At 58.1% G+C, this 11,381-nt stretch carries 10 protein-coding genes; 4 read left to right on the top strand and 6 right to left on the bottom strand.

The features are described 5' to 3' along the window. Window positions 1-7 precede the first annotated feature (7 nt). Together WFO64_RS05550 and arsC are read left to right on the top strand one after the other, a co-directional pair. Window positions 8-1,471, top strand: coding sequence for a beta-barrel assembly-enhancing protease (locus WFO64_RS05550; protein WP_337009713.1), 1,464 nt, complete (start codon window positions 8-10; stop codon window positions 1,469-1,471). Window positions 1,472-1,477: 6 nt separating this feature from the next. Further along, entirely contained in the window at window positions 1,478-1,846 is a 369-nt protein-coding gene (gene arsC, locus WFO64_RS05545) for an arsenate reductase (glutaredoxin) (RefSeq protein WP_337009710.1), read from the top strand. On the opposite strand, the gene hda is transcribed toward arsC, so the two are convergent. From hda to upp, 3 genes are all read right to left on the bottom strand, one after another. After that, the gene (gene hda / locus WFO64_RS05540) at window positions 1,843-2,544 is read right to left on the bottom strand and encodes a DnaA inactivator Hda (protein ID WP_337010505.1); all 702 of its coding nucleotides are present in this window, start codon (window positions 2,542-2,544) and stop codon (window positions 1,843-1,845) included. The two genes, arsC and hda, sit on opposite strands and share 4 nt — an antisense overlap. A gap of 107 nt (window positions 2,545-2,651) precedes the next feature. Continuing rightward, window positions 2,652-3,935: a uracil permease gene (gene uraA / locus WFO64_RS05535; RefSeq protein ID WP_337010503.1), complete on the bottom strand. Its 1,284-nt coding sequence runs from the start codon at window positions 3,933-3,935 to the stop codon at window positions 2,652-2,654. Window positions 3,936-4,078: 143 nt separating this feature from the next. Further along, window positions 4,079-4,705 (bottom strand): uracil phosphoribosyltransferase, encoded by a 627-nt coding sequence (upp, locus tag WFO64_RS05530; RefSeq protein ID WP_009088774.1) that lies wholly within the window; start codon window positions 4,703-4,705, stop codon window positions 4,079-4,081. Between the two features lie 228 nt (window positions 4,706-4,933). Here upp and purM point away from each other — a divergent pair, with 228 nt between their 5' ends. Together purM and purN are read left to right on the top strand one after the other, a co-directional pair. Continuing rightward, window positions 4,934-5,974, top strand: a complete 1,041-nt coding sequence (gene purM / locus WFO64_RS05525; protein WP_337009708.1) for a phosphoribosylformylglycinamidine cyclo-ligase — start codon at window positions 4,934-4,936, stop codon at window positions 5,972-5,974. Continuing rightward, a complete protein-coding gene (gene purN, locus WFO64_RS05520) occupies window positions 5,971-6,609 on the top strand; it encodes a phosphoribosylglycinamide formyltransferase (RefSeq protein ID WP_337009706.1) in 639 nt (212 codons plus the stop codon). Before purM ends, purN begins: the two co-directional genes overlap by 4 nt. A gap of 180 nt (window positions 6,610-6,789) precedes the next feature. On the opposite strand, the gene pstB is transcribed toward purN, so the two are convergent. Genes pstB through WFO64_RS05505 form a run of 3 tightly spaced genes read right to left on the bottom strand, consistent with a single transcriptional unit; the run spans window position 6,790 to window position 11,288 of the window. Continuing rightward, window positions 6,790-7,557, bottom strand: coding sequence for a phosphate ABC transporter ATP-binding protein PstB (pstB, locus tag WFO64_RS05515; RefSeq protein WP_442956129.1), 768 nt, complete (start codon window positions 7,555-7,557; stop codon window positions 6,790-6,792). Window positions 7,558-7,569: 12 nt separating this feature from the next. After that, complete coding sequence (gene pstA / locus WFO64_RS05510) at window positions 7,570-9,204, bottom strand: phosphate ABC transporter permease PstA (protein WP_337009702.1); 1,635 nt, start codon at window positions 9,202-9,204, stop codon at window positions 7,570-7,572. Continuing rightward, the gene (locus WFO64_RS05505; RefSeq protein ID WP_337009700.1) at window positions 9,201-11,288 is read right to left on the bottom strand and encodes an ABC transporter permease subunit; all 2,088 of its coding nucleotides are present in this window, start codon (window positions 11,286-11,288) and stop codon (window positions 9,201-9,203) included. Before WFO64_RS05505 ends, pstA begins: the two co-directional genes overlap by 4 nt. Window positions 11,289-11,381 lie beyond the last annotated feature (93 nt).

Here is an 11,381-nt window from a genome sequence, read left to right as displayed (position 1 = left end):
TTAAGGCATGTTGAACCGGTTAAAGAAAACGCTGATCGCCGCGCTCCTTCCGACGCTCATTTTCACCACTCTGTCACCGGCTAATGCCGATGTCAGTGATTCGCTTCCTGATATTGGCACCACGGCCGGTTCGACATTGTCGATTAACCAGGAACTGCAGATGGGCGACTTTTATGTGCGCCAGCTGCGTGCCAGTACGCCGCTGATCAACGATCCACTGCTCAATCAGTACATTAATCAGCTGGGGCAGCGACTGGTTTCGCACGCCGACTCAGTGAAAACTCCTTTCCACTTCTTTCTGATCCAGAATGACGAACTTAACGCCTTTGCCTTTTTTGGTGGCAACGTGGTGCTGCACTCGGCGCTGTTCCGCTTTACCGAAAATGAGAGCCAGCTGGCATCAGTGATGGCGCATGAGATCTCACATGTTACCCAGCGCCATCTGGCACGCGCCATGGAAGATCAGAAACGCAATGCACCACTGACCTGGGTCGGGGCGCTGGGCTCCATTCTGCTGGCGATGGCCAGTCCGCAGGCGGGCATGGCTGCACTCACCGGCACACTGGCGGGTTCGCAACAGGGAATTATCAGCTTTACCCAGGGCAATGAGCAGGAAGCCGACCGCATCGGGATTCAGGTGCTGCAACGCGCCGGGTTTGATCCCCAGGCGATGCCGAACTTTCTGCAAAAGCTGGCCGATCAGAGCCGCTTCTCCTCGAAGCCCCCTGAAATTTTGCTGACGCATCCCCTGCCCGACAGCCGTCTGGCGGATGCCCGTAACCGCGCCAATCAGATGCGGCCAGTGGTGGTGCAGTCTACTGAAGATTTCTATCTGGCAAAGGTGCGTTCTCTGGGGATGTATTCAACCGGCCGTAATCAGCTCACCGATGAACTGCTGAGTCAGTATGCCAGCGGCAATGCCCGTGAGCAGCTGGCGTCACAATATGGCAAAGCCGTGCAGTTTTTGCAGGCGAAAAGTTTTGCCGATGCGAAGCGGATTATGACGCCGCTGTTGGCGAAACAGCCCAATAACGTCTGGTTCCTCGATATCATGTCAGACATCGATATTGGCCTGAATCAGCCTCAGCAGGCTATCGCCCTGCTCACCACCGCCACCGGTGCAAAAAACAGTCCGGTAGTGCAGCTCAACCTGGCCAATGCCTACGTTGAAGCGAAACAGTATGCCAACGCCAGCCGTATTCTGAACCGCTACACCTGGGCCAATAAAGATGACCCCAACGGCTGGGATTTGCTGGCACAGGCGTCTGCGCAGCAGGGCCTGAATGATGAAGAGTTATCGGCACGGGCAGAGAGTCTGGCGCTGAATGGCCAGCTTGATCAGGCGATCACCGCGCTTGGCAGCGCCAGCGCACAGGTGCCACTCGGCAGCCTCAAACAGGCGCGCTACGATGCCCGAATCGATCAGCTGCGCCAGTTACAACAGCGCTTTAAGCAATATCAGAAAGGCTGAGCATTTATGCCGGGAATAAAAGGAGAGTCTGAGAGGGTGACGATTTACCATAACCCGCGCTGCAGCAAGAGCCGCGAGACGCTGACGCTGCTCACCGCCCGCGGAATTAAGCCGGCAGTGGTGCTCTATCTGCACACGCCGCCCGAACGCGAAACGCTGCAACTCCTGCTGCAGACACTGGGGATGCAAAGCGCACGTCCGTTGATGCGAACTCATAAGGCAATCTATAGCGAACTGGCACTCAGCGACAAAAATGAAAGTGCATTGCTGGATGCACGGGTGGAAAATCCGGTACTGATTGAAAGGCCGATAGTGATCAATGGCGACAAGGCGCGGATCGGACGTCCGCCAGAAGCGGTGCTCGACATTCTTTAAAGGCCGAGCGTCTCTTTAACAAAGGGAATAGTGAGCTTCCGCTGGGCGCTGATCGATGCACGGTCAAGCCGATCCAGCGTATCAAACAGGGTACGCATTTCACGATCCAGTCGCTTCAGCAGGAAGCGCCCCACATCTTCCGGCAGTTCAAATCCGCGTAACCCGGCGCGCAGTTGCAACGCCTGTAATTTGTCTTCGTCGGAGAGGGGCTGCAGGCGATAAATTTGCCCCCAGTCCAGGCGCGAGGCGAGATCGGGTAGCTGGAGGTTTAGCTGGCGTGGCGGACGATCGCCGGTAATTAACAGGCGCGTGTTGCCGGTTTCCAGAATTCGGTTATAGAGATCGAAGATCGCCATTTCCCACTCCGGCTCACCTGCAATGCACTCAATGTTATCGATGCAGACCAGAGACAACTGCTCCATCCCTTCCAGTACTTCCGGGACAAACCAGGTGCGTTTATCCAGCGGAACGTAACCGACCGCTTCGCTGCGCGCTGACATCTCGGCGCACGCGGCGTGCAGCAAATGGCTCCGACCACCGCCTTCACGTGACCAGAAGTAGAGATAGCTGCCATGTTGTTGGTTGAGAGCGCCTTTCAGTGCGGCAATCAGCGACGGGTTTTCCCCCGGCCAGAAGCTGGAGAAGGTTTCATCGTCAGGTAAATAGAGTGGCAATGACAATTGTGCCGGCGTGTTCAGAAGCACCTCAGCAAGAGAACAAGCAAAAAATCGGGGGAAGTCTAACACAGTTTTCAGAAAGAGATGAATGGGGCGTCCCTGCCCCGATCCTGCCAGGCTCATTGCGATCACGGCTCGCGCGTTTCTTCCGCCTCCAGCACTACTTCTTCCGGGCGCAACAACGAGATCACACGGAAAATCAACGCCAGTCCGACACCCACGATAGTCGCCAGCGCCATGCCTTTCAGCTCCGCCGCGCCGATATGCACCTTCGCACCGCTGACGCCGATGATCAGGATCACCGAGGTAAGGATCAGGTTTTGTGCTTTGCTGTAATCGACTTTGGATTCGATCAACACCCGGATACCGGATGCGCCAATCACGCCATACAGCAGCAGCGACACGCCGCCCATGACCGGTACCGGGATCGCCTGGATCACCGCCGCCAGTTTACCGACGCAAGAAAGCAGGATCGCCAGGATCGCTGCGCCGCCAATCACCCAGGTACTGTAGACGCGGGTAATCGCCATCACACCGATGTTTTCGCCGTAGGTGGTGTTGGGCGTCGAACCAAAGAAGCCGGAGATTACGGTTGATAAGCCGTTGGCAAACATCGAACGATGCAGGCCAGGGTCGCGAATCAAATCTTTCTTTACGATGTTGGCGGTGACCACCAGATGACCGATATGCTCGGCAATCACCACCAGCGCCGCAGGGAGAATCGTCAGCATTGCCACCCACTCAAAGCGCGGTGTATAGAAGGTTGGCAGTGCAAACCACGGGGCTTTGGCTACGCCGCTCCAGTCAACGATGCCCATAAACGCGGAGAGCAGATAACCCGCCACGACCCCAACCAGAATCGGGATGATCGCCAGGAAGCCACGAAACAGCACGGAACCGAAGACCGTCACTGCCAGCGTGACCAGCGAAATCAGCACGGTTTTACTGTCGGGCGCACTGCCTTCCGCGGGCAGCAGGCCCGCCATATTAGCGGCCACACCCGCCAGCTCCAGACCGATGACGGCGACAATCGCGCCCATCGCTGCCGGGGGAAACATCACATCGAGCCAGCCGGTGCCCGCGCGTTTGACAATCAGCGCCACGAGACAGAACAGCACGCCGCACAGGATAAATCCGCCCAGTGCGACCTCATAACCCAGCGGCAGCAACAGCAGCACCGGCGAGATAAAGGCAAAACTGGAACCGAGATAAGCGGGAATTTTGCCTTTACAGATAAAGAGGTAGATCAGCGTCCCCACGCCGTTGAATAACAGCACCGTCGCCGGGTTAATGTGGAACAGAATCGGTACCAGTACTGTGGCACCAAACATGGCGAACAGGTGTTGCAGGCTGAGTGGAATGGTTTGCAGTAACGGCGGTCGTTCACTGACGCCAATGGCGCGACGAGTCATCATTTATCCCCTTATGTATTTATCCCCGCAGGTTCGCGCCCTTGGCACAGCAGCAGGCACGCCGGTTAGCCTTGCAGCAAACCGAAACCGGTCAGAGAGTTTTTTTGCCAAAAAAAAGCCGACTCTCTGGTCGGCTGTGCGATTTATTTGGTTCCGAAAATCTTGTCCCCGGCATCGCCGAGCCCGGGAATGATGTAACCCTTCTCATTCAATCCCTGATCCACTGACGCGGTGTAGAGTTCGACGTCAGGATGCGCTTTCTCCAGCGCGGCAATCCCTTCTGGCGCAGCAACCAGTACCAACACTTTGATGCTGGTGCAGCCCGCTTTCTTTAGCAGGTCGATGGTGGCAATCATGGAACCGCCGGTCGCCAGCATCGGATCGACCACCAGCGCCAGACGCTCTTCGATGTTAGAAACCAGCTTCTGGAAATAGGGAACCGGCTCCAGTGTCTCTTCATCACGGTAGACACCCACCACGCTGATACGGGCGCTGGGAACGTGCTCCAGCACCCCTTCCATCATGCCAAGGCCAGCACGCAAAATCGGGACCACCGTGATTTTTTTGCCTTTGATCTGGTCAATTTCTACCGGGCCATTCCAGCCCTCAATGGTTACGCGCTCTGTTTCCAGATCGGCGGTCGCTTCGTAGGTCAGCAGGCTGCCCACTTCAGAGGCCAGCTCACGAAAACGCTTTGTACTGATATCATGCTCACGCATCAGGCCCAGTTTATGTTTGACCAGCGGGTGTCTGACTTCCACGATCTTCATTGGTGTTCTCCCGGAATGAGTTGAGCTAAAAAAAATCGCGGGATTATACCGCCTTTTGCACTCTGCGCCACCTGCTCTTGCGCAAAGCCGCGGGTTTTACCGGGACGAATTAAGGATTAATGAAAATCATCCGATGCGCAATCCCGGACTCGCAAACGTTTGCCTGCACTGATAGAATTGCCGCGCTTTATTTTAACCACCAACCGCAACTCGCGTGGGGACCTCGCAGTGACCGACAAAACCTCTCTCAGTTACAAAGACGCCGGTGTTGATATTGATGCTGGTAACGCTCTGGTTGACCGTATTAAAGGCGTGGTGAAAAAGACGCGTCGCCCGGAAGTGATGGGTGGACTGGGCGGTTTTGGTGCGCTTTGCGCGCTGCCGCAAAAATACCGTGAACCGGTGCTGGTCTCCGGCACCGATGGCGTTGGCACCAAGCTGCGTCTGGCGATGGATCTCAAACGCCACGATGCCATTGGTGTGGACCTGGTCGCGATGTGCGTCAACGACCTGGTGGTACAGGGCGCCGAGCCGCTCTTCTTCCTCGACTATTACGCCACCGGCAAACTGGATGTGGATACCGCCTCTGCGGTGATCACCGGCATCGCCGAAGGGTGTCTGCAGTCGGGTTGTGCGCTGGTGGGCGGTGAAACCGCTGAGATGCCAGGCATGTATCACGGCGAAGATTACGACGTGGCCGGTTTCTGTGTCGGCGTGGTGGAGAAGTCTGAGATCATTGATGGCAGCAAGGTGCAGGATGGCGATGTGCTAATAGCACTCGGCTCCAGCGGCCCGCACTCCAACGGCTATTCGCTGGTGCGCAAAATTCTGGAAGTCAGCAACACCGATCCGCTGGCTGAACAGCTGGAAGGCAAACCGCTGGCTGATCATTTGCTGGAACCCACCCGTATCTACGTGAAAAATATCCTGAGCCTGATTGAGCAGGTCGACGTGCACGCTATCGCCCACCTGACCGGCGGCGGTTTCTGGGAAAATATCCCGCGCGTGCTGCCCGACAACACTCAGGCAGTGATTGACGAGACAAGCTGGCAGTGGCCGGCCGTCTTCAGCTGGTTACAGCAAGCGGGCAACGTCAGCCGTTTCGAGATGTACCGCACCTTTAACTGCGGCGTCGGCATGATCATTGCCCTGAGCCCGGCAGACGCGGACAAAGCCATTGCGCTGATGCAGGCTGCGGGCGAGAAAGCCTGGAATCTCGGCGTGATTAAAGCCTCTGATGCCGAAGAGCGTGTGGTCATCAACGGATGAAAAAACTGGTTGTACTGATTTCCGGCAACGGAAGTAACCTTCAGTCCATCCTTGACGCCTGTGCAAGCGAGCGAATTCACGGCAGCGTGGCTGCCGTGTTCAGCAACCGTGCCGCCGCTTATGGCCTGACGCGGGCGCAGGAGGCAGGTATTCCCGCTCACGCGCTTGCCGCCAGCGACTTCGCTGACCGTGAAGCCTTTGATCGCCAACTCATCGCTGAAATCGAAGCATACAGTCCAGATTTGATTGTGCTGGCAGGTTATATGCGCATTCTCAGCAGCGCGTTCGTGGCCCATTTTCACGATCGCCTGCTGAATATCCACCCTTCCCTGCTGCCAAAATATCCAGGTCTGCATACTCACCGTCAGGCACTGGAAAATGGTGACAGCGAACATGGCACCTCAGTGCATTTCGTGACTGACGAGCTGGATGGGGGGCCGGTGATCCTCCAGGCGAAAGTTCCGGTTTTTCCCGGCGATAGCGAAGCGGAGATCACCGAACGGGTGCAGCACCAGGAGCACGCCATCTATCCGCTGGTGATTAACTGGTTTGCTGAGGGACGCCTGGCGATGCATGACGGTAAAGCCTGGCTGGATGGCGAACTACTGCCGCCGCAGGGTTATGCTAACGACTGACGAGTTTGAAGCCGTCACGGGTTTTCACCCTCAACGGCTGAAAACTCAAAGCGATGGGAGCCTGTACCCGTAATAAAGCCGCGCGTGCCATGAATGGCGATTTTGCGTCTTTACGAAGGGTACAGGCTACCTGAGCCGGTGCTTCATTCGCACCGCATGAAACCGGCCTTCTCCCCTTCCTTAACCGTAGCGCCCCGTAATGTAATCTTCGGTCCGTCGCTGCTTCGGCGCGGTGAAAATCCGGTCGGTCTCATCAAACTCCACTAACGCGCCCTGATGCATAAACGCGGTGAAATCGGACACGCGCGAGGCCTGCTGCATGTTGTGCGTCACCAGCACCAGCGTGAAATGCTGCTTCAGCGTGGTCATCAGCTCTTCAATCACCAGCGTGGAGATCGGATCCAGCGCGGAGGTCGGCTCATCCAGCAGCAGCACTTCAGGTTCAATCGCAATGGCGCGGGCAATCACCAGCCGCTGCTGCTGTCCGGTCGAGAGCGTCAGCGCATTCTGAGACAGCTGATCTTTAACCTCACTCCATAGCGCAGCCGCGCGCAGCGCACGTTCACAGGCTTCATTCAGTACCCGCCGGTCGCGCACACCCTGTAAACGCAACCCGTAAACGACATTTTCATAAATCGACTTCGGGAAGGGATTGGGCCGCTGAAACACCATGCCGACCCGACGGCGCAACGCCGAGAGATCCTGCTCAGGTCGCAGGACCGGCTGCGATCCCAGCAGCACCTCGCCCTCTACCCGGCAGTGATCAATCACGTCATTCATGCGATTAAAGCAGCGCAGCAGCGTCGATTTGCCACAGCCGGAAGGGCCAATCAGCGCGGTAATCTCGTTTTTCGGTACACGCAGCGAAATATTCTGCAGCGCCTGGCGCTCGCCATACCATAGCGACAGATGGTTAACGGTCAGCGCGATATCCGTGTCGGACGTCATAGTCATAGCCTGTTATTGAGTCATAAGGCGATAGCGTTCACGCAGACGGTGACGCAGGCCCATCGCCAGCAGATTAAGCGACAGAATAATCAGCACCAGCAGCAGCGCGGTGGCGAACACCAGCGGCCGGTCAGCTTCAATATTCGGACTCTGAAACGCCAGATCGTAAATCTGGAAGCCCAGATGCATGAACTTGCGATCCAGATGCAGATAAGGAAACACCGCGTCGACCGGCAGTTCCGGCACCATTTTTACCACGCCAACCAGCATTAGCGGCGCAGTCTCTCCGGCCGCACGCGCCACCGCCAGAATAAGACCGGTCAGCATGGCAGGCACCGCCATAGGCAACACCACGTGCCACAGCGTTTCCGCCTGGGTCGCGCCCAGCGCCAGCGAGCCCTGCCGCAGACTGTTGGGAATACGGGATAACCCCTCTTCGGTCGCCACAATCACCACGGGCAGCGTTAGCAAGGCCAGGGTCAGCGACGCCCACAGCAGACCTGGCGTTCCAAAGGTGGGGTTGGGCAGTGCGCTGGCGAAGAAGAGCTGGTCAATCGTGCCGCCCACCAGCCAGACGAAGAAGCCCAGACCAAATACGCCATAGACAATGGAGGGAACGCCAGCCAGATTGACCACCGCGATACGCACCAGTCTTGTTAGCGCATTGCGTCCGGCATATTCATGCAGCCAGATGGCGGCAATGACGCCCAGCGGCATCACCACCACCGACATTAGTAGCACCATCAGCACGGTGCCAAAGATCGCCGGGAACGCCCCGGATTCACTTTCGCCCTCGGCGGGTGAGTCACTGATGAAACGCCATAACTGATGCAGAAAATGCAGCGTTTTGCCGGTCAGCGTCATCGCGTTCGGCTTCCAGCTGTCAACGATTTCGGTCAGCGGGATCGCCTGTTCGCTGCCATGCACATCACGCAGGATTAGCAGATCGCGCTGACTCTGCAGTTGCAGAGAGGCCAGTGTCTCACTCAGCTGAGTAAAGCGACGCTGCAATGCGGCCTGATTTGCCTGATATTCTGACTCTGCCTGTAGATCAAAGTGCCCGGCAGCACGGTTTGTGGCCGCCTGCTCATCAAGCTGCTCACGCTGGCTGTTGAGGCGCGCCATATCGACCCGGCGAATCTGGTTAGCCTGCCGCACCAGCATTTGCACCTGTCCGAGCCGCTGTTGCAACAGCGCAGCGGGATCCTGCGCGGTTAGCTCTTCGTTATCTTCACGCAGGCCGACAAACCAGCCGTATGCCTGACCGTGGCTGCGCCGCTGCAGCACCATGATATCCGCTGGCTGGCTGGCCTGCGCCGCCGCGCGGCTGTAGACCACGCGAAAATCGGGTGCATCCCAGTCACGGTTACCGGTTTTAATCAGATAGCGATTAACCTGACCGCCGCTGTTGCCCTGCTCATCTGCCGGGGCTGGAAAGCGCCGCTGATGTTCCAGGGTTTCGCCCAACAGGCGCGTCTCGCCCCCTTCAGGCTGACTGAACGTGTAGAGGTCAACGTGCTGCGGCCAGAAAGCGCGAACGCCCTGCCAGGCCAGTAACCCAATCAGCAGCGTAAAGGCCAGCAGGCAGACGGCGACCGCACCGGCGGTTAACCAGCGCCAGCGATCGTTCTGTCGCATCGCCTTCATGCCTGCTCCTCGTGCTGGCTGTAGCGCTGACGCAGCCGCTGGCGGATCAGCTCGGCAACAGTGTTAATCACCAGCGTAAACAGCAACAGCATCAGGGCGCTAAGAAACAGTACGCGGTAGTGCGCACTGCCCGCCGCCGCTTCCGGCATCTCAATGGCGATATTCGCGGACAAGGCACGCAGGCCGCTGAACGGGCCACCTTCACTTTGTGGTGTATTGCCGGTTGCCATCAGCAAAATCATGGTTTCTCCCACGGCACGTCCCAGACCAATCATCAGAGCGGCAAAAATACCGGCGGAGGCATCCGGCAGCACGACGCGGGTCAGGGTTTGCCATGGCGTCGCACCCAGTGCCAGCGAGCCCTGCCCCAGCGCAGCAGGCACGCTGAACAGCGCATCTTCAGAGAGGGTAAATATCAGCGGCACCAGCGCAAAACCCATCGCCAGCGCGGCCACCAGCAAATTGCGCTGCTCATAATGCGGCAGCCAGTCGCCGGCATCCGGTATAAACAGCGTGGGCAGCCACAGCGTCAGCAGCGTCATCAGCAGCAACAGTGGCAGCAGCATCAGCATCTCACGGCCCGGCTGACGCCAGCGCGGCGGTAAACGTGCGTTGAATACCCCGCACAGCAGCAGCGTGCCCGCCAGCGTCAGCGGCAGCAGCAGCACACCGACCAGCGCCTGACCAATATGCGGAGCCAGCCAGATCCCGGCAATCAGCCCCACCACCACGCTCGGCAGCGCCCCCATCATCTCAATTGCCGGTTTAACCCAGCGTCGCAGGCCTGGTGCCATGAACCACGCGGTGTACATCGCCGCGGCCAGCGCCAGCGGTGTGGCAAACAGCAGCGCTAAACTGGCCGCTTTCAGCGTTCCCATAACCATCGGCACCAGACTGAACTTGGCCTGATAGCTGTCGCCCGCCGCCGTTGATTGCCAGATCCAATCCGCTTCGGGGTAGTTTTCATACCAGATTTTTTGCCAGAAATTGCGCCAGGTGACGTCCGGCCATGGATTATCGAGCCGCAGGGTCTGCCAGCTTCCCGGCCGCTCAATCAGCAGGCTGTCACCATGGGGTGAAAATTGAGCCTGCACAATGCCAGGTTCCAGCTGACGCTGCAGAATCGGGCCAGCCTGCTTGCTGGCGAAGAGCCGCAACAGCCCCTGTTTACTGAGCGTCGCAAACACGCGACGTTGTGATTCCGTCACCAGAATCGTCTCGCCGTCGCTGTCGGCAAAGGTACGAATACGCTGCAGTCGTGGCCCCTGGTCGCTGGCGATAGCAAACCACTGCGTGACACCGCTGTGATCCTGGATCAGTAGGCTTTTGCCACCCACCAGCAGATTCAGACTGGTCGGACGCTTTGGCAAGGTATGCGTTTCACGCAATAGTGCACGGTCATCGTCGAGTTGCCAGACCCGCAGCAGATTACCTTCGGTGGTGTAGAGCAGATCGCCGGCCGGAGAGAGCGCCAGCAGATCCAGCTGGCGTTGCGGTAGCGAGATGATCGAGGCATGTCGATCGGTGTCGAGCGTCAGCACCCGGAGTCCGGCCTCAGTGAGTGCGGCAATGCGCCACTGACCCACATGGCGCGTCGCCAGCGCCATCTTTGTCACCGCGCCATCGGGGAGATGAAAGGGTTTATCGCCCAGCGGAAAACGCCACTGCTGATCGGCCGTGGGCTGCATCAGTGTCATCGCGCCCTGCATAGTCAGCAGCAGCGTCTGGCCATCGGCGCTCCTCACTATCTCGTCGGGTGCTGGGGTCAGCGCCAGCGCCGGTTCCGCAGGCTGACCATCCAGCGGAATAAAACGGGCCGCACCGCGTTCGCTAATACGCCAGCCGACATGACCCTGATTGCCAATCGCTAATGCTGGCGCACGATCCCAGAGTTGCTGGCTGGCCGCGATTTGCAGGCCCGGCGCATTAAACAGCGGTAATACCACGCCAATCAGCCAGCAGAACAGCAGCAGCATCAACAGCAGGATCGCCACGCCACAGCAGGTCACCAGCCGCCGCGTCAGACGGTCAACGGCGCGACGTTTACGATCGCTGAATTGGACAGGAATGTGGTTTGCGCTCATGCGGTTCCGGTAGCAGGCCAAAATAAGCCGCTATGTTGCCCGTAGCCGATTAATAAGACAACTCCTGGCGTTGGACAACGCTGCCATACTCTC

Origin of the sequence: Pantoea sp. AS142, assembly GCF_037152305.1 — a bacterium.
Lineage (GTDB): Bacteria > Pseudomonadota > Gammaproteobacteria > Enterobacterales > Enterobacteriaceae > Pantoea.
This window is presented reverse-complemented; position numbering and strand designations above follow the sequence as displayed.

Bases quoted from the DNA above. Each gene is read 5' to 3' on its own strand.
- WFO64_RS05550 (WP_337009713.1), top strand. From the start codon at position 8: ATGTTGAACCGGTTAAAGAAAACGCTGATCGCCGCGCTCCTTCCGACG.
- arsC (WP_337009710.1), top strand. From the start codon at position 1,478: ATGCCGGGAATAAAAGGAGAGTCTGAGAGGGTGACGATTTACCATAAC.
- uraA (WP_337010503.1), bottom strand. From the start codon at position 3,935: ATGACTCGTCGCGCCATTGGCGTCAGTGAACGACCGCCGTTACTGCAA.
- upp (WP_009088774.1), bottom strand. From the start codon at position 4,705: ATGAAGATCGTGGAAGTCAGACACCCGCTGGTCAAACATAAACTGGGC.
- purN (WP_337009706.1), top strand. From the start codon at position 5,971: ATGAAAAAACTGGTTGTACTGATTTCCGGCAACGGAAGTAACCTTCAG.
- pstB (WP_442956129.1), bottom strand. From the start codon at position 7,557: ATGACGTCCGACACGGATATCGCGCTGACCGTTAACCATCTGTCGCTA.
- pstA (WP_337009702.1), bottom strand. From the start codon at position 9,204: ATGAAGGCGATGCGACAGAACGATCGCTGGCGCTGGTTAACCGCCGGT.
- WFO64_RS05505 (WP_337009700.1), bottom strand. From the start codon at position 11,288: ATGAGCGCAAACCACATTCCTGTCCAATTCAGCGATCGTAAACGTCGC.